Raw genomic sequence first — 18,730 nt, 5'->3', positions numbered from 1 at the left:
AATTATTATTTAGTAGCTTTTTTCTTGTTTGCAACTGTCTTCTTCTTACCCTTACGCGTACGAGCATTGTTCTTCGTGCTCTGACCACGAACCGGCAAACCTAAACGGTGGCGAACACCACGATAACAACCAATATCCATCAGTCGCTTGATGTTCAACTGAATTTCAGCACGAAGATCACCTTCTACTTTGTATTCAGCACCAATCACGGCACGTATATTACTAGCCTGCTCGTCAGTCCAGTCTTTTACCTTAATGTCTTTGTCGACACCAGCCTTTGCAAGGATTTTTGCTGAACTACTACGACCTATACCATAAATATAAGTCAAAGCAATTTCACCTCTCTTATTCTGAGGCAAATCTACACCTACAATTCTTATTGCCATATACTTATTTTATTTCTTTTTGCTATAAAATATTAACCCTGACGCATTTTAAACTTAGGGTTTTTTTTGTTAATAACATACAAACGTCCTTTACGACGTACAATCTTGCACTCCGGAGTACGTTTTTTTAAAGATGCTCTTGTTTTCATATTTTTGCTTTTTTATTTATATCTAAATACAATGCGACCTTTAGAAAGATCATAAGGACTCATCTCCACCCGAACCTTATCACCGGGCAGGATTTTTATATAATGCATTCTCATTTTCCCGGAAATATGAGCCGTAATCTCATGCCCATTCTCCAACTCTACTCTAAACATTGCGTTAGAAAGAGCTTCTATAATCACACCATCTTGCTCAATTGCTGACTGTTTCGCCATACTTAATATAATTTTCCTTCTATTCTTTCTATTCCTTCAAACGAAGATAAAATATCAGCCTTCCCATGATGAATGGCTATCGTATGCTCGAAATGTGCCGCACACTTGCCATCACAAGTTTTGATTGTCCAACGGTCTGGCATCATCCCTATTTTGGGAGATCCTAAAGTAATCATGGGCTCGATAGCAATGCACAAACCATTCTTGATTAACGCGCCATTACCTCTTCTGCCGTAATTGGGAACTGCCGGTTCTTCATGCATCTCTTTCCCGATACCATGCCCGACAAACTCTCTAACCACTCCGTAGCCATTGGATTCACAATGACTTTGCACGGCATAACCGATATCACCGATTCTCTTTCCGGCCAAAGCTGCCTCAATTCCCAAATAAAGAGATTCTTTCGTTACTTTCAAAAGTCTCTTGACTTCTTCGGAAACTTCCCCTACACAAAAGGTATAGCAAGAATCACCATTATATCCGTCCAACAAAGTACCACAATCGACAGAAACAATGTCTCCCTCTTCAAGTGGCCTGTCATTCGGGATACCATGCACCACCTCATCATTGACAGATGTGCAAATTGATGCCGGAAACGGACCTCCATAAGGGTTGGGAAAGCCCTTAAAGGTAGGCAACGCTCCATGATCCCTAATGAACTCTTCGGCCAAGGCATCCAACTGTTTTGTTGTTACCCCTGGGCAAATATTCTTGGCAATCTCGGTCAACGTGTCAGCCACTAACAGGTTAGCAGCCCGCATCAACTCTATTTCATCCTCTGTCTTAAGAAATATCATATCAGATAAAACTTAATAAGCAGACATACCTGAACGACCGTGGATTCGACCCGAACTCAACAAGCCATCATAGTGCCTCATCAACAAATGGCTTTCTATCTGCTGCAAAGTATCCAAAACCACACCTACCAAAATAAGCAGGGAGGTCCCTCCGAAAAACTGCGCAAATTCCGCCTTCACATTCAACAATCCGGCAAACGCGGGCATACAAGCTATGATTGCCAAAGCCAACGAACCCGGCAAAGTAATACGTGACATAATCTGGTCTATGTATTCGGCCGTAGCTTTACCCGGCTTAATACCAGGAATAAAACCATTATTACGCTTCATATCCTCCGCCATCTGCGTAGGATTCAACGTGATGGCAGTATAGAAATATGTAAATGCAATGATTAGCAAAGCAAAAATCACATTATACAATACACTCGTATGGTCTACCATCATTTGCATAAAAGGAGTAGCCTGGTCGACAGACGTGAAACCTATCAGCGTAATAGGGATGAACATCAAAGCCTGGGCAAAGATAATAGGCATCACATTCGCTGCAAAAAGCTTCAAAGGAATGTACTGACGGGCACCACCGAATTGTTGGCCACCTACTACACGTTTAGCATATTGAACTGGAATCTTTCTTGTACCTTGCACCAACAATATTGCAGCGCAAACAACAAATAGAAGTATCACAACCTCTACGATAAACATCAAAAGCCCTCCACCACTCAAATTATTCAAACGTGCAACAAATTCCTGACCAAATGCCTCCGGCAGACGAGCAATAATACCAATCATGATGATTAATGACACGCCATTGCCGATTCCCTTGTCTGTAATACGCTCACCCAACCAAAGAATAAACATACTACCAGCTGCCAGAATAATAGTCGAAGTGATCATGAAAGTAGTCCAACTGATAGCAGGACTCAATGCTCCGGCAGACTGCATCTTCAGGTTTGTCAAATATGCAGGAGCTTGCACTAACAGAATAAGTATGGTCAAATAACGCGTGTACTGGTTCATCTTACGCCGGCCGCTCTCACCTTCACGCTGCATCTTCTGAAAAGCAGGAACCGCAATGCCTAACAACTGTATCACAATGGACGCAGAAATATAAGGCATGATTCCCAACGCAAAAATAGATGCGTTAGAAAATGCACCTCCAGAGAACATATTCAGCAAAGACATCAATCCAGCCTCCGTCTGCGTACGCAACGCCGTCAGTTGAGATGGGTCGATTCCCGGCAGGACCACAAACGACCCCAAACGATAGATTGCAATAAACAGAATGGTGATGAGGATCCTTTGTCTAAGATCCTCAATCATCCATATGTTCTTAAAGGTTTCTATTAACTTCTTCATCGAATCAAAGTTTTGTAGCGTTACCACCGGCAGCCTTAATAGCTGCTTCTGCACTCTTAGAGAATGCGTTCGCTTCTACATCAACTTTAGAAGTAAGCTGACCATTACCTAAAATCTTAACCAACTGCTTGGCAGAAGCCAAACCGGCAGCTACGATATCAGCCAAAGTGATTCTCTCCAAATTCTTGGCAGTAGCCAAAGCTTGGATAGCATCAAGGTTTACAGCCTTATACTCCACTCTATTGATGTTCTTGAAACCGAATTTCGGCAAGCGACGCTGCAAAGGCATCTGACCACCTTCGAAACCGATCTTCTTCTTATAACCAGATCTAGCCTTCGCACCCTTGTGACCGCGGGTTGAAGTACCGCCTAAACCGGAACCGGCACCACGTCCTACTCTTTTTCGAGTCTTAACCGAACCACAAGCTGGTTTTAAAGTATTTAATTTCATTTCGTATCAGTTTAATAGTAAATAATTAATCCACGACGATTACCAAATGGTGCAATTTCTGAACCATACCGCGAGTTGAGGGAGTATCTTCTACTTCAACTACCTGATTGATTTTTCTCAATCCCAAAGTATCAAGTGTTCTTTTCTGGTCTTTCGGAGCACCAATTCTACTTTTGATTTGCTTCACTTTTATAGTTGCCATAAAAACCTCCTTATCCTCTAAATACTTTATCCAAATTCACACCACGGTTCTGTGCAACCATCTTGGCATCACGCATTTCAGCCAATGCCAAAATAGTAGCTTTCACCAAATTGTGAGGATTAGACGACCCTTTAGACTTAGCCAGACAGTCCGTTATACCCACGCTATCACACACTGCACGCATGGCACCGCCTGCAACCACACCCGTTCCGGTCGATGCTGGCTTGATGAATACCTCAGCACCACCGAACTTTGCTTCTTGTTCGTGAGGCACAGTACCATTCAAAACGGGAACTTTCACCAAGTTCTTCTTGGCCGCTTCCACGCCTTTGGCAATAGCCGCTGTTACTTCTCCAGCCTTACCAAGTCCCCAACCAATGATACCATTACCATTACCAACTACAACAATGGCAGCGAAGGTAAACGTTCTACCACCCTTAGTTACCTTGGTAACACGATTGATAGCAACCAATCTGTCCTTTAATTCGATATCACTGCTTATCTTTACTCTATTAATTGCCATAATCCTTTAAAATTTAAGTCCACCGTTACGTGCAGCGTCTGCAACTTCTTTCACTCTACCGTGATACAAGTAACCGTTACGATCGAAAACAACAGTAGTAATACCTACTTCCAAAGCTTTTTTAGCAATCAACTCCCCTACTTTTGCAGCTTGTTCCTTCTTCGGCATCGTTTCCATACCTAAAGAAGAAGCCGCTACTAAAGTAGTTCCGGTCGTATCGTTAATGATCTGAACATAGATTTGCTTGTTACTTCTAAACACTGACATACGCGGACGTTCAGTAGTACCTGAAATCTTATTGCGTACTCTATATTTGATTTTGATTCGTCTTTCTAATTTCGTTATCATAATCTTACTGTTTTAAAATTACTTAGCACCAGCTGACTTACCAGATTTCCTACGAATCTGCTCGCCAACGAACAAAACACCTTTTCCTTTATATGGTTCAGGCTTACGGAAAGAACGAATTTTAGCACAAACTTGTCCCAACAATTGCTTGTCGCAAGACTCCAATATGATAAGAGGATTCTGATTTCTCTCAGATTTTGTCTCTACTTTAATTTCTTTCGGCAACTGAAGGAAGATGTTGTGCGTGTACCCCAACGCAAACTCAATCAAGTTGCCCTGATTGCTAGCACGGAAACCCACACCCACAAGTTCCAACTTCTTCACATAACCTTCTGAAACACCTACAACCATATTATGAACCAAAGAACGATATAGACCGTGGAAGGCTTGCTTCTGCTTCATTTCCACAGAATCATTCTGTTCATCAATAGTAAAAACGATCTCAGAATCAACAATCTCAACTTTGATTGAAGGATGTACAGCCTGACTCATCTCTCCTTTCGGTCCCTTTACGGAAACCACATTATCATCATTCACAGATACTGTAACGCCTGCAGGAATGCTAATCGGTAATTTTCCTATTCTAGACATATTATATCCTCCAATTAATATACATAACAAAGCACCTCACCACCTATCTTCAGGTCAGAAGCTTCCTTGTCAGTCATTACACCTTTAGATGTAGATATGATAGCAATACCCAATCCGTTAATTACTCTCGGCATATCCTTATAACCCGTATACTTACGCATACCCGGTGTGGATATACGGATCAACTTCTTAATCGCGTTGACCTTGTTCACTGAATCATACTTCAGTGCTACCTTGATTGTACCTTGAGGACCATCTTCAACGAACTTATAGTTCAAGATATAGCCCTTCTCAAAAAGGATCTTGGTGATTTCCTTTTTCAAATTCGACGCAGGAACCTCAACCACTCTGTGTTTAGCTTGAATGGCATTTCTCAAACGCGTCAAATAATCTGCTATTGGATCAGTCATTTTATATAAGAATTAATTAATCGGGACTCTCCCGACAATATTAAATAATAAATTACCAACTTGACTTTTTTACACCCGGAATCAAACCACTTGAAGCCATTTCACGGAATTGGATACGTGATATTCCGAATTGACGCATATAACCTTTCGGACGTCCCGTCAGCTTGCAACGGTTGTGCAAACGAATAGGATTTGCATTTTTCGGAATCCGCTGCAACTTCTGAGCAGCCTCAAAAGCTTCAACGGGGTCTCCTGTATTCACGATTTTCTTCAAAGCGGCACGCTTCTCGGCATACTTAGCTACCATCTTGGCTCTCTTAACTTCACGAGCCTTCATTGATTCTTTTGCCATATTGTATTAATCGTTTTTAGCATTTTTAAAAGGCAGACCAAACTCTTTGAGCAAGGCATAACCTTCTTCATCAGTCTTAGCAGTAGTTACGAACGTAATGTTCATACCAAGAATTCTATCTATCGAATCGATATTGATTTCCGGGAAGATAATTTGTTCCTGAACACCCAAAGTATAGTTTCCACGACCGTCAAACTTAGTTTCGATACCTTTGAAGTCACGGATACGAGGCAAAGCCACACGAATCAACTTCTCCAAGAACTCATACATTCTTTCACGACGCAATGTCACCATCACACCGATAGGCATCTTTTTACGCAATTTGAAGTTTGCAACGTCTTTCTTTGAAACAGTAGCCACTGCTTTCTGGCCCGTGATTGCCGAAATTTCATTAATAGCCACATCAATGATTTTCTTATCTGCAGTAGCCATACCCAATCCCTGATTGATCACAATCTTCTTGAGCACCGGAATCTGCATAGTAGAAGTATAATTGAACTGTTTCATCAAAGCAGGAGCAATACGCTCTGCATATTCTTTTTTAAGGCTCGCAGTATTTCCCATTACTTAATCTCCTCTCCTGATTTTTTAGCATAACGAACCAACTTGCCGTCAGCATTTAATTTTCTACCAATACGTGTCGGTTTGCCAGTCTTCGGGTCCACAACGTTCAAGTTTGAAATATGAATAGGAGCCTCTTGCTTTACGATGCCTCCCTGAGGATTCTTTGCGCTCGGCTTCTGGCTCTTAGAAACCATATTCAGACCTTCAACGATGGCACGGCGTTTATCCACAAACACCTTCAACACCTTACCAGTCCGGCCCTTGTCTTCACCGGCATTCACGTAAACTGTATCGCCTTTTTTAATATGTAACTTACTCATTACTTTATTTCTTAAAATTAAAGTACTTCAGGTGCCAAAGAAACGACTTTCATGTTTGCAGCACGCAACTCACGGGCAACCGGGCCGAAAATACGACTTCCTCTCAATTCACCGGCGTTATTCAAAAGAACGCAAGCGTTATCATCAAAACGGATGTATGAACCGTCAACACGACGGATTTCCTTTTTAGTACGTACAATCAAAGCCTTTGATACTGCACCTTTTTTAATATCACTTGACGGGATGACGCTCTTGACAGAGACAACAATCACATCACCTACAGAAGCATAACGTCTTCTCGTTCCGCCTAAAACGCGGATACAAAGAGCTTCACGAGCACCGCTATTATCTGCAACAACTAATCTAGATTCTGCTTGTATCATAATTACTTAGCTCTTTCTACGATTTCTACAACTCTCCAAGTCTTCGTCTTGCTCAAAGGACGAGTCTCCATAATCAACACTGTATCACCTACGTGACAATCATTTTTCTCGTCATGAGCATGGTATTTTTTCGTCTTGGAAACGAACTTACCATAAATCGGGTGTTTCTCTTTAAACTTAGCAGCCACAACAATGGTCTTATCCATTTTGTCGCTGATTACAACACCTGTTCTTGTCTTTCTTAAATTTCTAGCTTCCATGTGTGGACCATTATTATTTGTTAAGTTCTCTCTGACGCAATACGGTCTTCATACGGGCAATATTACGACGTGCAGCCTTAATCTGTGCAGGATTCTCCAACGGAGAGACAGAATGGTTTAACAGCATCTGAGTATAATTCGCCTCTTCCGTCTGAATACGCTCGGCCAATTCATTGGTCGCTAATTCTCTAATTTCTGCAATCTTCATAATCAAGCGTTTTTATCGTAATCACGTCTAACAATAAACTTAGTTGTAACCGGAAGTTTCTGCGCAGCAAGACGCAAAGCCTCCTTTGCAATCTCATAAGAGACGCCTTCCACCTCAAAAATAATACGTCCCGGAGTAATAGGGAATACATATCCCACAGGATCTCCCTTACCTTTACCCATACGTACATCAGCCGGCTTCTTCGTTACAGGCTTATCTGGGAATATACGAATCCAAATCTGACCTTCACGCTGCATGTAACGGGTCACAGCAATACGGGCAGCCTCTATCTGACGACCGGTAATCCAATGCGTTTCGAGAGACTTAATACCGAACGTTCCGAAAGCCAATTGGTTACCGCGCTGAGCATTACCTTTGCAACGGCCCTTCTGCGGTCTTCTATATTTTGTTCTTTTCGGTTGTAACATAATTCCTAAAATTCAAATTTAACGATTAATGTTCTTCTTCTTACGGAAGTTCTTGCCACCGTTGCCACCACGGCTATTCTCTTTCGTCTGAGCAAAATTCGGAGCCAAATCACGTTTGCCATATACCTCACCGCGGCAAATCCATACCTTAATGCCCAACAAACCGACTTTCGTCAAGGCTTCAGCCTGGCAATAATCTATATCCGCACGGAAAGTGTGCAACGGAGTACGTCCCTCCTTATACATCTCAGAACGCGCCATTTCAGCACCATTCAAACGGCCTGATATCAAGATTTTGATACCTTCAGCGCCACTTCTCATCGTATTGGCAATAGCCATTTTGATAGCACGACGATAAGCAATCTTACCTTCTACCTGACGGGCGATGTTATTAGCCACAATCACGGCGTCAAGCTCCGGCTTCTTTATCTCGAAGATATTGATTTGGATATCCTTATCTGTAATCTTCTTCAATTCTTCCTTCAACTTATCAACTTCCTGTCCACCTTTACCAATGATCAATCCCGGACGTGCAGTGCAAACTGTAATCGTCACGAGTTTCAGAGTACGTTCAATAACGATTCTAGATACGCTAGCCTGAGCCAAACGAGCGTTCAAGTACTTACGAATCTTGCTGTCCTCCAACAAAGAATCACCAAAGTCCTTGCCACCGTACCAGTTAGAATCCCAACCTCTAATAATACCTAATCGGTTGCTTATCGGATTTACTTTCTGTCCCATACTACTTTTAATTAATCATTAGTTTTAGTGCCTACGAACAAAGTCACGTGATTTGAACGTTTGCGAATTCTATAACCTCTACCTTGTGGAGCCGGTCTCATTCTCTTTAACGTAGCGCCACCGTCAACATAAATCTTTGTCACGAACAATTCACCGTCTTCGGCCTTACGTTCGTTCTTTTGTTCCCAGTTTGCAATAGCAGAGCGCAATAACTTCTCTACATCGGCAGAAGCAGCTTTTGAAGAGAACTTCAAAGTACCAAGTGCTCTGTTCACCTCCATGCCGCGAATCATATCCACCACATATCTCATCTTGCGCGGAGAGGAAGGCACATTCTGCAACTTAGCAAAATACTGGGTTTTAAGGGCTTCTTTTCTTTTTTCAGCCGCAATTTTCTTTCTTGCTCCCATTTATATAATTACTTTATTATTTCAAATAATCAACCTGCTTACTTCTTCTTGTTACCAGCATGGCCACCGAACTTACGCGTAGGGGCAAACTCACCCAACTTGTGTCCAACCATATTCTCAGTAACGTAAACAGGAATAAACTTATTTCCGTTGTGAACTGCAATTGTATGACCTACAAAATCAGGAGATATCATTGAAGCTCTGGCCCAAGTCTTTACCACGCTCTTCTTACCGCTCTCATTCATTGCGAGAACTTTCTTTTCGAGCTTTACTTCGATGTATGGACCTTTTTTTAATGAACGACTCATAATTTACTCAGATTTACTTGTTACTTCTTATTACATCTTTCGATAATATACTTGTTGGACTGCTTTTTCGGAGCTCTTGTCTTCAAGCCCTTAGCATACAATCCCTTGCGTGAACGTGGGTGTCCTCCGGACTGACGGCCTTCACCACCACCCATCGGATGGTCATGCGGGTTCATAACCACACCACGGTTATGAGGACGACGACCCAACCAACGAGAACGCCCGGCTTTACCAGAACTTTCCAACGCATGATCTGAGTTACCTACGCTACCGACAGTAGCCTTACAAGCACTAAGAATCTGACGAGTCTCGCCTGAAGGCAACTTGATTACACAATAACGTCCCTCACGAGAGGTCAACTGTGCAAAATTACCGGCAGAGCGAACGAGCAAAGCACCTTGACCGGGACGCAATTCAATATTGTGAATTACGGTACCGACAGGGATGTACTCCAAAGGAAGTGCATTACCAATCTCAGGCGCTGCATCCTTTCCAGACATCAACGTGCTGCCCACCTGCAAGCCGTTAGGAGCAATAATATAACGTTTTTCACCATCTGCGTAAAACAACAAAGCAATACGAGCCGAACGGTTCGGATCGTATTCAATCGTCTTCACTACAGCTGGAACACCGTCTTTCTCTCTCTTGAAATCAATCAAACGGAACTTTCTCTTGTGACCGCCGCCCAAATAGCGCATTGTCATCTTACCGACATTGTTACGACCACCTGTTGAACGTTTGCCATATACAAGAGACTTTTCTGGTACCGATGCAGTAATCTCTTCAAAAGTACCAATAATCTTGTGTCTCTGCCCCGGTGTTGTGGGCTTAAATTTACGTACTGCCATCTTTTATTTAAATATTGCTGTAAAAATCAATAGTTTCGCCTTCCTTCAAAGTCACAATAGCCTTTTTGTAAGCATTTGTACGACCCTGAATAAGACCAGACTTGGTGTAACGGCTCTTGGATTTACCTGCATATCTGCAAGTATTCACCGCTACTACAGTAACATTGTACAAAGCTTCGACTTCTTTCCTAATTTCCAATTTATTAGCCTCAGGACGAACAATGAAGCCGAATTTATTCTGCTTCTCTGTAATTGCGGTCATCTTCTCAGTGACCAACGGTTTAATAATATATCCCATAATGGTTCTCTATTCCTTATTTGGTTAAGATTTCATCGACAACTTTAAGCGAGTTTTCAGTCACAACCATAACGTCCGCGTTCAATACCTTATAAGTATTCAGCGCAGCCGCAGTCATAACATTAACACGTTCGATGTTACGAGCTGACAAATATACGTTTTTATTTGCACCCGGTAAAACGAACAAGGCTTTCTTGCCACCAACTTTAAGATTATTTATAATTTCTATAAATTGCTTAGTCTTCGGAACTTCCATAGTAAAGTCCTCAACCACCACAATTGCATTCTCTTTCGCCTTGTAAGACAGAGCCGACTTACGAGCCAAAACCTTAACCTTCTTATTCAATTTGAAACCGTAATCACGAGGCTTAGGACCGAATACACGACCACCACCTACCAATACGGGAGAGTTGATATCACCGCGACGGGCACCACCACCACCTTTTTGGCGACCCAACTTACGGGTAGAACCGCTCACTTCACTTCTTTCCTTTGACTTAGCCGTACCCTGACGTTGGTTAGCCAAATATTGCTTTACGTCAAGGTAAATCACATGGTCATTAGGCTCGATATTGAAGATAGAATCATTCAGAAGAACTTTTCTTCCGGTATCTTCACCCTTGATATTTAATACACTAACTTCCATTATTTTTCAATTATTACGATTGAACCTTTGTAACCGGGCACTGAACCTTTAATAAGAAGCAGATTGTGTTCCGGAATTACTTTTAACACTTGCAAATTTTGTGCAGTTACACGCTCGTTTCCCATCTGACCGCCCATACGCAAGCCTTTGAATACTTTAGCGGGATAAGAACAAGCTCCGATAGAACCGGGCTTACGGGCACGGTTGTGCTGACCATGAGTAGTCTGACCTACACCACCGAAACCGTGACGTTTAACTACACCTTGGAAGCCTTTACCTTTTGAAGTTCCGATTACATCTACATAAACGGTCCCTTCAAACATGTCTACCGTAACGGTGTCACCTAAATTCAACTCTTGTTCGAAACCTGTGAACTCGGCCAAGTGTCTCTTGGGAGTAGTACCTGCTTTCTTGAAGTGTCCCATAAGAGGAGCCGTCGTATTCTTCTCCTTAGCTTCCTGGAAGCCGAGTTGAACAGCAGCATAACCGTCTTTTTCTACACTCTTAATCTGAGTTACTACACAAGGACCAGCTTCGATAACAGTGCATGGAACATTCTTACCATCGGCACTGAATACGGATGTCATTCCGATTTTCTTTCCTAATAATCCTGGCATTTCAGTTAATTTTTAATAGTACTAAACTTTAATTTCTACTTCTACACCGCTTGGCAATTCAAGCTTCATCAATGCATCCACAGTCTTAGCAGTAGAACTGTAGATATCAATCAATCTCTTGTAAGAAGACAACTCGAACTGCTCACGAGATTTCTTGTTTACGAAAGTTGAACGGTTCACCGTAAAAATACGTTTGTGCGTAGGGAGAGGTATCGGACCGCTCACAATCGCACCTGTCACTTTCACTGTCTTCACAATCTTCTCAGCCGACTTGTCTACCAAGTTGTGGTCGTAAGATTTCAGTTTAATTCTGATTTTCTGACTCATTGTTTTATTAATTTAATGATTAATGAAAAGGAAAGAAGGTATACCGATTAAGAGTCATTCGCTAACCGGCACCTTCTATCCAGTTTATTGTTTTTTATACCAAATCGGTACGTCCTTTGATTTCCTCAAGTACAACCTTGGCGATAGAACTTGACACAGGAGCATGATGGTCATACGTCATGGAAGACGTAGCTCTACCAGAAGTGATCGTACGCAAAGCCGTCACGTAACCGAACATTTCTGCCAATGGCACCATTGCCTTCACTATACGAGCACCGCTACGGCTGGGATCCATACCTTCAACCTGCCCGCGACGCTTGTTCAAGTCACCAATCACATCACCCATATTTTCTTCCGGAGTCACAACTTCCAATTTCATGATAGGCTCCATCAATACGGGCTTAGCTTGAGCACAAGCGTTCCTGTAAGCCTGTAATGCACAGATTTCGAATGACAACTGGTCTGAGTCTACCGGATGGAACGAGCCGTCAAGCAACTCTACCTTCAAGCTGTCCATCGGGAACCCACCCAAAATACCGTTCTTCATTGCACTCTCGAAACCTTTCTGCACAGAAGGAATGAATTCTTTGGGAATATTACCGCCAGTCACCTTATTTTCGAACTGCAAGCCACCCTCTTTGAAGTCTTCGTCTACCGGACCTACATTTACAATAATATCTGCAAACTTACCGCGACCACCAGACTGCTTCTTGTAAACCTCACGCAAGTTGACTGTCTTGGTAATTGCTTCCTTGTAATTCACCTGAGGTTTACCTTGGTTACATTCCACCTTAAACTCACGTTTCAAACGGTCGATAATAATATCCAAGTGCAACTCACCCATACCGGAAATTACCGTCTGCCCCGTCTGTTCATCTGTCTTCACTGTGAATGTAGGATCCTCTTCGGCCAACTTTGCCAAACCATTAGACAACTTGTCCAAGTCTTTCTGCGTTTTCGGCTCTACCGCAATACCGATAACCGGATCTGGGAAATCCATAGACTCCAATACGATAGGAGCATCCTCATCACACAAAGTATCACCCGTACGGATATCCTTGAAACCGACACCCGCACCGATATCTCCGGCACCAATCACATCAACTGGATTCTGATGATTTGAATGCATCTGGAACAAACGTGAAACACGCTCTTTCTTACCGGAACGAGAGTTATAAATATACGAACCTGCCTCAACCTTACCCGAATAAACACGGATAAATGTCAAACGACCCACATACGGATCGGTAGCAATCTTAAATGCCAAGGCCGAAGTCTTTTCGTCTTCCGACGGCTTACGATCCTCTTCAGCACCAGTATCCGGATTTGTTCCTACAACGTTCGGTGTATCCAACGGAGAAGGCAAGAAAGCACAAACATAATCCAACAACGTCTGTACGCCCTTATTCTTGAACGAAGAACCGCAAAGCATAGGAGTCACTTCCATTGCCACAGTTGCAGCACGCAAAGCCCGGAGGATTTCCTCCTCAGTAATAGTGGAAGGATCGTCGAAGTATTTGCTCATCAAATCATCGTCGAACTCAGCCACCTTCTCCAACATCTTATCTCTCCATTCTTCTGCTTCAGCCTGCAAGTCCGCAGGAATTTCCTCAACAGAATAATCCGCTCCCATTGTCTCGTCATGCCACAAGATAGCCTTCATCTTAATCAAATCGACTACCCCTTTGAAGTTTTCCTCTGCACCGATAGGAATTACAACCGGACAAGGGTTTGCACCCAAGACATCCTTCATCTGACGTACAACCTCAAAGAAGTCAGCACCAGAACGGTCCATCTTGTTGACATACCCCATACGCGGCACATTATACTTATCAGCCTGACGCCATACCGTTTCAGACTGCGGTTCAACACCACCTACGGCACAGTACGCAGCCACGGCACCATCCAACACACGCAACGAACGTTCTACCTCTGCAGTAAAATCCACGTGTCCCGGAGTATCAATCAAGTTAATTTTATATGTTTGGCCATTCCAATTCCAACGAGTTGTAGTAGCTGCTGAAGTAATAGTGATACCACGTTCCTGCTCCTGAGCCATCCAGTCCATCGTAGCGGCACCGTCGTGAACCTCACCAATCTTATGCGTAAGACCGGTGTAGAAAAGGATACGCTCCGAAGTCGTTGTCTTACCGGCATCAATATGGGCCATGATACCGATATTACGGGTCAAATGTAAATCTTGCTTTGCCATTGTTAGCTACTTTAATAAAAATTAGAATCTAAAGTGTGCGAATGCACGATTAGCCTCGGCCATACGGTGCATATCTTCCTTGCGCTTGAAAGCACCACCCTGTTCATTGTAAGCATCCATGATTTCTGCGGCCAATTTGTCCGCCATGGTTTTTCCACCACGCTTACGGGCAAAAAGAATCAAGTTCTTCATTGAGATAGACTCCTTACGTTCAGGACGGACTTCCGTCGGCACTTGGAATGTAGCACCACCCACACGACGAGACTTCACTTCCACTTGCGGAGTCACCTTATCCAAAGCGGCCTTCCAAATTTCCAATGCACTTTTTTCCTCATTGGCCATTTTAGCCTTTACTGTTTCAAGTGCTGCATAAAAAATCTCATACGAAAGATTTTTCTTGCCGTCATACATCAAATGGTTTACAAACTTAGAAACTTTAACATCGTTAAAGACAGGATCCGGAAGGATCACACGTTTTTTTGGTTTTGCTTTTCTCATTTCAAAAAGTTTTTTCAGTTTGGCTGTACTTCGATAATCTTCAACCCTCCCTCCGGAGCATTTACTCAACCTTTAGCTCAACAAACCAAAACTAATAAATAATAGATTCGTTACAATCAAATGATTACTTCTTACCTGCTTTAGGACGCTTTGCACCATACTTGGAACGACGCTGCGTGCGGTTGGCCACACCGGCCGTATCCAAAGTACCACGTACGATGTGGTAACGAACACCCGGAAGGTCTTTCACACGACCGCCACGTACCAATACGATAGAGTGTTCCTGCAAGTTATGACCTTCACCCGGAATGTAAGAGTTCACTTCCTTCATGTTAGTCAAACGCACACGAGCGACCTTACGCATCGCTGAATTAGGTTTCTTCGGTGTGGTAGTGTACACACGGACGCAAACGCCACGACGCTGAGGACAGTTGTCCAACGCCGGTGATTTGCTCTTTTCTACCAACACTGTTCTACCTTTTCTTACCAATTGTTGAATAGTAGGCATTGTTCTTGTTTTTTAAATTATATATATTGTTATTTATATGATGCAAATTCGTAAAAGTCCACATTAAGGGCTTTCAGGCCGCAAAGTTACGAATTTTATTCCAATACACAATGTGTTTTCCTCTAATTTAAAGGTTTACCCACGTACAAAGCCTCCTGCGGCATAGTATTTTAACTTATTTTTCACCGAAAAAGTGTTTTTTACGGATTCAAGGCAAAAAAAGAAGGAGGACTAAGCCTCCCCCTTATTGATTTTGAACGGAGCCACCGTACGAGGTCCGCCCTGATGCATATCTATTTCTCCGAAGTTATGTTCGTACTTATTAATATTGTCCTGCAAGGCATAAAGCAGACGCTTGGCATGCTCCGGAGCCATGACGATACGGGATTTCACATTCGCCTTTGGCAATCCCGGCATCATGCACACGAAGTCTATAATCACCTCGGATGTGGAGTGTGCAATCATGGCCAAGTTTGCGTATGTTCCCTGAGCTACTTCCGGACTGATCTCTATTTGCAGCATACCTTCCTGCTGCGGTTTTTCTTCATTACTCATAATCGTTAGAATTTATATTTCATATACCTATTTATATATAGGTACAAATATAGTGATTTTCTCCCGTAACGGCAACATGCTTTCTAAAAATATCCTTCACGCAACCACAAGAACAGAGAGTGCAGAGCCCAACAGCAAATGCAACGTTACGAAAAAGCCCGAAGAAACTCATCCTATTTTACATATATTACATCAAATGTAACATTCACGTAAAATACGCATTTTTTTGCTATTCTTTCTCACTTTACCACAATTTCTGCCGCCCGTCCACCATCTCAAAGATACGGTCGTCGCTGCCGCGCGTATGGTCGCGAAGGTAAAGCAACGCGCCCCGAGGCACTTTGTAAACCAAAGAATCAGACTCCGCCGTCTGTTCGCCCAACGACTCCCAACCGGCCGCCGTGGCATAGAACAGCTCATAACGGTCGCCTGTGCGGATAAAGTTGTCACGGTTGCGCGGCATATAGACCAACTTGCCAATATGCATGGGGCGGCCGAAATCCATTCCCACCCATCCGCCGGACGGTTCACGGTAATCCATCGAAGTGTAAGGGTCACCGTCGAACACGTTGCCGAACTGGTTCACGATACGGCCTTCCGCCACGCCCGGAGGGCTGACAATACGCCCGCACAAGGCCGCCGTGTCTGCAGCAGAAACGTAGAAGGCCAACTCGGATACATTACAATGGCGCGTAGGAGGCCCGTAGTAGCGGACGTAACGGCGGGCCTCCCCTTTATCCGGCAAACATACCACATTCCTTAAACGAGGCGGACGCCCCTTAATGGCAAACAAGGTATCAGGACAGCGGAAATCCAGATGGTCCGATGCCTCGAACACACCGCCCACCATGTGGGCCTGGAAATCCTCCTTGAACTTTTGCAGCAACACGGCTTTTTGCCGTTCCTCCCCGGCACGGAAGAAGCGCACCGCCCCGGTATACTTCTCCAAAAGGAACGGCACGCCGAGCGACACCAAATGCCCTTTGCGGCAAACCACCAGGCGGAACACCACATCGCCCTGCACATTGTCGATGCGCACCGTATCGCCCTCGAAACGCCCATACCCCACGGGCACCCACGTCCCACGCGTGGCAAGGCAAAGGTAGACCGTCTCGCCCGCGTGCGGGACAAGGGCGAGGCTGTCTGCCGGAATGCGCAGGAAGCGGTTGATTTTCCCGGCATAGGCTGCCGTCACGTCTTGCATCAACGGTTCGCGGAACACCGGCGGGACATCCGTCGTGTCACACCCGCAGGCATCGCGCATCGCCCTGTTCAGGCTGAACGTCTCCCGGTAAACTTTCCCTTTCGGGTCCCAATACGTCTCGGCTTTCGCAAACTGCTTCGAGCTTTGGCCGATGGAGGCAAAATAAGTGGAATCTTCACCGTCCACCACGAAATTCCAATAATGCGCCACATTCTTGTCACCGCGCATCAGCATCTTGTCGCATCCGCCGGGGATGCCTAAAGCACGGAACACATACGTCACCAAGTCCGTCAGTTCACGGCAGTTGCCCGAACGCCACTCCACGAGGTCTGGCCCCACCGTGATGCCCGAGGGGAACAAGCCCGTAAAATAAACCGTCCCCACAGACAAGGAATCCATCAAGGCCTGCGCCACGGCCAACACATCCGTGCTGTCTGCCGAGGCACGGATGCTGTCCAACATCGGGTTGTAGCGGTCATAGACCTCCTGCCGCCAGTCGGAAAGCGTCTCCGTCCCCACCCGGTAGGGCAGGATGAATTCCAAGAAGTCGGCAAAGTCCACGTGCCGCCCCCATGGTTGTTCGCGCCATACCTCGAAAGCCTGGTCGATGTTACGGATAAGGTAATCGGATTTAATGACATGTATGTCGTAAACCTTGTATAATGAGTCGGGACAAAATGCACCATCAACTTCAAGCAAAGAATCACGTACAAACGCGGGGCCGCGCCAAGCGCACGGCGGGAACCGCTCGAAATATCGGTGGTATTTCTCCAACTCCTTTCCCGCATAAGCATAATGGCAGGGCATATTCTCTATCAAGAATTGCGCGGCAAGGGATTTCAGGCTGTCACCACGGTAGTGATCCAACACTTGTTCCAACTCTGAACGGTTCTCGCCCGCTGCTTCCAATGCTTCTTCAAGCCGGGATTTTCCCGGATGGCAAGCCAGGAACACTGCCACGCATATCCCGGCCCACACTGCCATCCACATCTTTAGACTACTCATATTCCTTTGGGTCTTAACAAAAAACATACGATGCCCCAAAATTACAATTATCCCTCCAATCACACTTTCGCGTATGTTACATATATTTCTTGATATGAAACATCAGGTACTTTTTACCACATCCCATAAAACAAAAGCACCCCTAAAGTTTCCTCTTATAACAAAACGAAAGCAAAAAGTCAATTCCATCATATCTTAAGTAAGTAAGAAAGAAACTATATGACAAACGTAAAAAGTCCATCAGCAACCATCCAAAAAGATTTTTATGAATAAATATCCAAAAAAACACCAAACAAATGGATATTTCGCGCATATATGCAAATCAATCACAGCCAAACGAAAAATCATTCGGCTGAAAGCGAAAAATCGTTCGGCGCAGAATGAGGAAAAGCAGTGCGGGAAAAAGCCCAAAAACATCCCCAAAATGGGAAAAGATGGACTGAAAACGGCCCGCCAAAAGCCAGAACGGACGTTTCGGCATACATTTGGCAACTATCAAAAAGCTCCCGGAAACGCCATCGCGCTTTACCGGAACGGCACGCCATGCGCCCCACCCGACCGAGCTTCCGGCAAAAAGGTAGCCTAAGCCCTCAT

The 18,730-nt window shown here is 44.1% G+C and carries 32 protein-coding genes; 1 reads left to right on the top strand and 31 read right to left on the bottom strand.

All coding sequences use genetic code 11. The annotated features are described in order from the left end of the window. Positions 1-5: 5 nt before the first annotated feature. The 31 genes from rpsM to AC5RDV_RS08080 form a co-directional block, all read right to left on the bottom strand. Positions 6-386, bottom strand: coding sequence for a 30S ribosomal protein S13 (gene rpsM / locus AC5RDV_RS08230; RefSeq protein ID WP_008628145.1), 381 nt, complete (start codon positions 384-386; stop codon positions 6-8). 32 nt (positions 387-418) lie between these two features. Further along, on the bottom strand, positions 419-535 hold the full coding sequence (gene ykgO, locus AC5RDV_RS08225) for a type B 50S ribosomal protein L36 (protein WP_008623101.1): 117 nt from the start codon (positions 533-535) through the stop codon (positions 419-421). A 12-nt stretch (positions 536-547) separates the two neighbouring features. After that, positions 548-766: a translation initiation factor IF-1 gene (gene infA / locus AC5RDV_RS08220; protein WP_008623102.1), complete on the bottom strand. Its 219-nt coding sequence runs from the start codon at positions 764-766 to the stop codon at positions 548-550. 2 nt (positions 767-768) lie between these two features. Continuing rightward, entirely contained in the window at positions 769-1,563 is a 795-nt protein-coding gene (gene map / locus AC5RDV_RS08215; protein WP_282747006.1) for a type I methionyl aminopeptidase, read from the bottom strand. Between the two features lie 12 nt (positions 1,564-1,575). Continuing rightward, on the bottom strand, positions 1,576-2,919 hold the full coding sequence (gene secY, locus AC5RDV_RS08210) for a preprotein translocase subunit SecY (protein WP_008623106.1): 1,344 nt from the start codon (positions 2,917-2,919) through the stop codon (positions 1,576-1,578). A gap of 4 nt (positions 2,920-2,923) precedes the next feature. Further along, positions 2,924-3,370 carry a 50S ribosomal protein L15 gene (rplO, locus tag AC5RDV_RS08205; protein ID WP_008628149.1) on the bottom strand — a complete coding sequence of 149 codons (447 nt, stop codon included), beginning with the start codon at positions 3,368-3,370 and terminating at the stop codon, positions 2,924-2,926. 25 nt (positions 3,371-3,395) lie between these two features. After that, positions 3,396-3,572, bottom strand: a complete 177-nt coding sequence (gene rpmD, locus AC5RDV_RS08200; protein ID WP_008623109.1) for a 50S ribosomal protein L30 — start codon at positions 3,570-3,572, stop codon at positions 3,396-3,398. Positions 3,573-3,582: 10 nt separating this feature from the next. Then, positions 3,583-4,095, bottom strand: a complete 513-nt coding sequence (gene rpsE, locus AC5RDV_RS08195; protein WP_008628151.1) for a 30S ribosomal protein S5 — start codon at positions 4,093-4,095, stop codon at positions 3,583-3,585. Between the two features lie 6 nt (positions 4,096-4,101). Next, entirely contained in the window at positions 4,102-4,443 is a 342-nt protein-coding gene (gene rplR, locus AC5RDV_RS08190; protein ID WP_282747002.1) for a 50S ribosomal protein L18, read from the bottom strand. 18 nt (positions 4,444-4,461) lie between these two features. Next, positions 4,462-5,034, bottom strand: coding sequence for a 50S ribosomal protein L6 (gene rplF / locus AC5RDV_RS08185; protein ID WP_008628153.1), 573 nt, complete (start codon positions 5,032-5,034; stop codon positions 4,462-4,464). 14 nt (positions 5,035-5,048) lie between these two features. Further along, on the bottom strand, positions 5,049-5,444 hold the full coding sequence (gene rpsH, locus AC5RDV_RS08180; protein WP_008628155.1) for a 30S ribosomal protein S8: 396 nt from the start codon (positions 5,442-5,444) through the stop codon (positions 5,049-5,051). A 52-nt stretch (positions 5,445-5,496) separates the two neighbouring features. After that, positions 5,497-5,796 carry a 30S ribosomal protein S14 gene (gene rpsN, locus AC5RDV_RS08175; protein WP_008623118.1) on the bottom strand — a complete coding sequence of 100 codons (300 nt, stop codon included), beginning with the start codon at positions 5,794-5,796 and terminating at the stop codon, positions 5,497-5,499. A gap of 6 nt (positions 5,797-5,802) precedes the next feature. Further along, positions 5,803-6,360, bottom strand: a complete 558-nt coding sequence (gene rplE, locus AC5RDV_RS08170) for a 50S ribosomal protein L5 (RefSeq protein ID WP_008628156.1) — start codon at positions 6,358-6,360, stop codon at positions 5,803-5,805. After that, entirely contained in the window at positions 6,360-6,680 is a 321-nt protein-coding gene (rplX, locus tag AC5RDV_RS08165; RefSeq protein WP_008623121.1) for a 50S ribosomal protein L24, read from the bottom strand. The genes rplE and rplX overlap by 1 nt, the downstream gene beginning before the upstream one ends. Before the next feature lie 17 nt (positions 6,681-6,697). Then, positions 6,698-7,063, bottom strand: coding sequence for a 50S ribosomal protein L14 (gene rplN, locus AC5RDV_RS08160; protein ID WP_008628164.1), 366 nt, complete (start codon positions 7,061-7,063; stop codon positions 6,698-6,700). A gap of 2 nt (positions 7,064-7,065) precedes the next feature. Next, positions 7,066-7,323 (bottom strand): 30S ribosomal protein S17, encoded by a 258-nt coding sequence (gene rpsQ / locus AC5RDV_RS08155; protein ID WP_008628166.1) that lies wholly within the window; start codon positions 7,321-7,323, stop codon positions 7,066-7,068. Between the two features lie 13 nt (positions 7,324-7,336). Then, positions 7,337-7,531: a 50S ribosomal protein L29 gene (gene rpmC, locus AC5RDV_RS08150; protein ID WP_008623124.1), complete on the bottom strand. Its 195-nt coding sequence runs from the start codon at positions 7,529-7,531 to the stop codon at positions 7,337-7,339. 2 nt (positions 7,532-7,533) lie between these two features. Beyond that, positions 7,534-7,959 carry a 50S ribosomal protein L16 gene (gene rplP / locus AC5RDV_RS08145; RefSeq protein ID WP_008623125.1) on the bottom strand — a complete coding sequence of 142 codons (426 nt, stop codon included), beginning with the start codon at positions 7,957-7,959 and terminating at the stop codon, positions 7,534-7,536. A gap of 18 nt (positions 7,960-7,977) precedes the next feature. Continuing rightward, positions 7,978-8,700, bottom strand: a complete 723-nt coding sequence (rpsC, locus tag AC5RDV_RS08140; protein ID WP_008623126.1) for a 30S ribosomal protein S3 — start codon at positions 8,698-8,700, stop codon at positions 7,978-7,980. An 11-nt stretch (positions 8,701-8,711) separates the two neighbouring features. Continuing rightward, the gene (rplV, locus tag AC5RDV_RS08135) at positions 8,712-9,110 is read right to left on the bottom strand and encodes a 50S ribosomal protein L22 (RefSeq protein WP_008623129.1); all 399 of its coding nucleotides are present in this window, start codon (positions 9,108-9,110) and stop codon (positions 8,712-8,714) included. Between the two features lie 38 nt (positions 9,111-9,148). Next, positions 9,149-9,418: a 30S ribosomal protein S19 gene (gene rpsS, locus AC5RDV_RS08130; protein ID WP_008623131.1), complete on the bottom strand. Its 270-nt coding sequence runs from the start codon at positions 9,416-9,418 to the stop codon at positions 9,149-9,151. Positions 9,419-9,438: 20 nt separating this feature from the next. Then, the gene (gene rplB, locus AC5RDV_RS08125) at positions 9,439-10,266 is read right to left on the bottom strand and encodes a 50S ribosomal protein L2 (protein WP_008628169.1); all 828 of its coding nucleotides are present in this window, start codon (positions 10,264-10,266) and stop codon (positions 9,439-9,441) included. Positions 10,267-10,273: 7 nt separating this feature from the next. Next, positions 10,274-10,564, bottom strand: coding sequence for a 50S ribosomal protein L23 (rplW, locus tag AC5RDV_RS08120; protein WP_008623135.1), 291 nt, complete (start codon positions 10,562-10,564; stop codon positions 10,274-10,276). Between the two features lie 16 nt (positions 10,565-10,580). Beyond that, a complete protein-coding gene (rplD, locus tag AC5RDV_RS08115) occupies positions 10,581-11,210 on the bottom strand; it encodes a 50S ribosomal protein L4 (RefSeq protein WP_008628171.1) in 630 nt (209 codons plus the stop codon). Beyond that, a complete protein-coding gene (gene rplC / locus AC5RDV_RS08110; RefSeq protein ID WP_008623143.1) occupies positions 11,210-11,827 on the bottom strand; it encodes a 50S ribosomal protein L3 in 618 nt (205 codons plus the stop codon). Before rplC ends, rplD begins: the two co-directional genes overlap by 1 nt. Positions 11,828-11,848: 21 nt before the next feature. Beyond that, complete coding sequence (rpsJ, locus tag AC5RDV_RS08105) at positions 11,849-12,154, bottom strand: 30S ribosomal protein S10 (RefSeq protein ID WP_008623145.1); 306 nt, start codon at positions 12,152-12,154, stop codon at positions 11,849-11,851. 94 nt (positions 12,155-12,248) lie between these two features. Then, positions 12,249-14,366, bottom strand: coding sequence for an elongation factor G (gene fusA, locus AC5RDV_RS08100; protein ID WP_282746990.1), 2,118 nt, complete (start codon positions 14,364-14,366; stop codon positions 12,249-12,251). A gap of 21 nt (positions 14,367-14,387) precedes the next feature. Next, positions 14,388-14,864 (bottom strand): 30S ribosomal protein S7, encoded by a 477-nt coding sequence (gene rpsG / locus AC5RDV_RS08095; protein ID WP_008628176.1) that lies wholly within the window; start codon positions 14,862-14,864, stop codon positions 14,388-14,390. 124 nt (positions 14,865-14,988) lie between these two features. Then, complete coding sequence (gene rpsL / locus AC5RDV_RS08090; RefSeq protein WP_008628177.1) at positions 14,989-15,372, bottom strand: 30S ribosomal protein S12; 384 nt, start codon at positions 15,370-15,372, stop codon at positions 14,989-14,991. A gap of 231 nt (positions 15,373-15,603) precedes the next feature. Further along, on the bottom strand, positions 15,604-15,927 hold the full coding sequence (locus AC5RDV_RS08085) for a DUF3467 domain-containing protein (protein WP_008623152.1): 324 nt from the start codon (positions 15,925-15,927) through the stop codon (positions 15,604-15,606). A gap of 244 nt (positions 15,928-16,171) precedes the next feature. Next, positions 16,172-18,136, bottom strand: a complete 1,965-nt coding sequence (locus AC5RDV_RS08080) for a hypothetical protein (protein WP_282746987.1) — start codon at positions 18,134-18,136, stop codon at positions 16,172-16,174. A gap of 424 nt (positions 18,137-18,560) precedes the next feature. Here AC5RDV_RS08080 and AC5RDV_RS08075 point away from each other — a divergent pair, with 424 nt between their 5' ends. Continuing rightward, positions 18,561-18,722 (top strand): hypothetical protein, encoded by a 162-nt coding sequence (locus tag AC5RDV_RS08075; RefSeq protein ID WP_282746986.1) that lies wholly within the window; start codon positions 18,561-18,563, stop codon positions 18,720-18,722. Positions 18,723-18,730 lie beyond the last annotated feature (8 nt).

Source organism: Paraprevotella sp., assembly GCF_986071375.1.
The sequence above is the reverse complement of the archived record's forward strand: the minus strand, read 5'-3'. Positions and strand labels throughout refer to the sequence as shown.

What these genes read in the sequence shown, in the direction of transcription:
- rpsM (WP_008628145.1), bottom strand. Translation starts at nt 386, where the DNA reads ATGGCAATAAGAATTGTAGGTGTAGATTTGCCTCAGAATAAGAGAGGT.
- ykgO (WP_008623101.1), bottom strand. Translation starts at nt 535, where the DNA reads ATGAAAACAAGAGCATCTTTAAAAAAACGTACTCCGGAGTGCAAGATT.
- infA (WP_008623102.1), bottom strand. Translation starts at nt 766, where the DNA reads ATGGCGAAACAGTCAGCAATTGAGCAAGATGGTGTGATTATAGAAGCT.
- map (WP_282747006.1), bottom strand. Translation starts at nt 1,563, where the DNA reads ATGATATTTCTTAAGACAGAGGATGAAATAGAGTTGATGCGGGCTGCT.
- secY (WP_008623106.1), bottom strand. Translation starts at nt 2,919, where the DNA reads ATGAAGAAGTTAATAGAAACCTTTAAGAACATATGGATGATTGAGGAT.
- rplO (WP_008628149.1), bottom strand. Translation starts at nt 3,370, where the DNA reads ATGAAATTAAATACTTTAAAACCAGCTTGTGGTTCGGTTAAGACTCGA.
- rpmD (WP_008623109.1), bottom strand. Translation starts at nt 3,572, where the DNA reads ATGGCAACTATAAAAGTGAAGCAAATCAAAAGTAGAATTGGTGCTCCG.
- rpsE (WP_008628151.1), bottom strand. Translation starts at nt 4,095, where the DNA reads ATGGCAATTAATAGAGTAAAGATAAGCAGTGATATCGAATTAAAGGAC.
- rplR (WP_282747002.1), bottom strand. Translation starts at nt 4,443, where the DNA reads ATGATAACGAAATTAGAAAGACGAATCAAAATCAAATATAGAGTACGC.
- rplF (WP_008628153.1), bottom strand. Translation starts at nt 5,034, where the DNA reads ATGTCTAGAATAGGAAAATTACCGATTAGCATTCCTGCAGGCGTTACA.
- rpsH (WP_008628155.1), bottom strand. Translation starts at nt 5,444, where the DNA reads ATGACTGATCCAATAGCAGATTATTTGACGCGTTTGAGAAATGCCATT.
- rpsN (WP_008623118.1), bottom strand. Translation starts at nt 5,796, where the DNA reads ATGGCAAAAGAATCAATGAAGGCTCGTGAAGTTAAGAGAGCCAAGATG.
- rplE (WP_008628156.1), bottom strand. Translation starts at nt 6,360, where the DNA reads ATGGGAAATACTGCGAGCCTTAAAAAAGAATATGCAGAGCGTATTGCT.
- rplX (WP_008623121.1), bottom strand. Translation starts at nt 6,680, where the DNA reads ATGAGTAAGTTACATATTAAAAAAGGCGATACAGTTTACGTGAATGCC.
- rplN (WP_008628164.1), bottom strand. Translation starts at nt 7,063, where the DNA reads ATGATACAAGCAGAATCTAGATTAGTTGTTGCAGATAATAGCGGTGCT.
- rpsQ (WP_008628166.1), bottom strand. Translation starts at nt 7,323, where the DNA reads ATGGAAGCTAGAAATTTAAGAAAGACAAGAACAGGTGTTGTAATCAGC.
- rpmC (WP_008623124.1), bottom strand. Translation starts at nt 7,531, where the DNA reads ATGAAGATTGCAGAAATTAGAGAATTAGCGACCAATGAATTGGCCGAG.
- rplP (WP_008623125.1), bottom strand. Translation starts at nt 7,959, where the DNA reads ATGTTACAACCGAAAAGAACAAAATATAGAAGACCGCAGAAGGGCCGT.
- rpsC (WP_008623126.1), bottom strand. Translation starts at nt 8,700, where the DNA reads ATGGGACAGAAAGTAAATCCGATAAGCAACCGATTAGGTATTATTAGA.
- rplV (WP_008623129.1), bottom strand. Translation starts at nt 9,110, where the DNA reads ATGGGAGCAAGAAAGAAAATTGCGGCTGAAAAAAGAAAAGAAGCCCTT.
- rpsS (WP_008623131.1), bottom strand. Translation starts at nt 9,418, where the DNA reads ATGAGTCGTTCATTAAAAAAAGGTCCATACATCGAAGTAAAGCTCGAA.
- rplB (WP_008628169.1), bottom strand. Translation starts at nt 10,266, where the DNA reads ATGGCAGTACGTAAATTTAAGCCCACAACACCGGGGCAGAGACACAAG.
- rplW (WP_008623135.1), bottom strand. Translation starts at nt 10,564, where the DNA reads ATGGGATATATTATTAAACCGTTGGTCACTGAGAAGATGACCGCAATT.
- rplD (WP_008628171.1), bottom strand. Translation starts at nt 11,210, where the DNA reads ATGGAAGTTAGTGTATTAAATATCAAGGGTGAAGATACCGGAAGAAAA.
- rplC (WP_008623143.1), bottom strand. Translation starts at nt 11,827, where the DNA reads ATGCCAGGATTATTAGGAAAGAAAATCGGAATGACATCCGTATTCAGT.
- rpsJ (WP_008623145.1), bottom strand. Translation starts at nt 12,154, where the DNA reads ATGAGTCAGAAAATCAGAATTAAACTGAAATCTTACGACCACAACTTG.
- fusA (WP_282746990.1), bottom strand. Translation starts at nt 14,366, where the DNA reads ATGGCAAAGCAAGATTTACATTTGACCCGTAATATCGGTATCATGGCC.
- rpsG (WP_008628176.1), bottom strand. Translation starts at nt 14,864, where the DNA reads ATGAGAAAAGCAAAACCAAAAAAACGTGTGATCCTTCCGGATCCTGTC.
- rpsL (WP_008628177.1), bottom strand. Translation starts at nt 15,372, where the DNA reads ATGCCTACTATTCAACAATTGGTAAGAAAAGGTAGAACAGTGTTGGTA.
- AC5RDV_RS08085 (WP_008623152.1), bottom strand. Translation starts at nt 15,927, where the DNA reads ATGAGTAATGAAGAAAAACCGCAGCAGGAAGGTATGCTGCAAATAGAG.
- AC5RDV_RS08080 (WP_282746987.1), bottom strand. Translation starts at nt 18,136, where the DNA reads ATGAGTAGTCTAAAGATGTGGATGGCAGTGTGGGCCGGGATATGCGTG.
- AC5RDV_RS08075 (WP_282746986.1), top strand. Translation starts at nt 18,561, where the DNA reads ATGGGAAAAGATGGACTGAAAACGGCCCGCCAAAAGCCAGAACGGACG.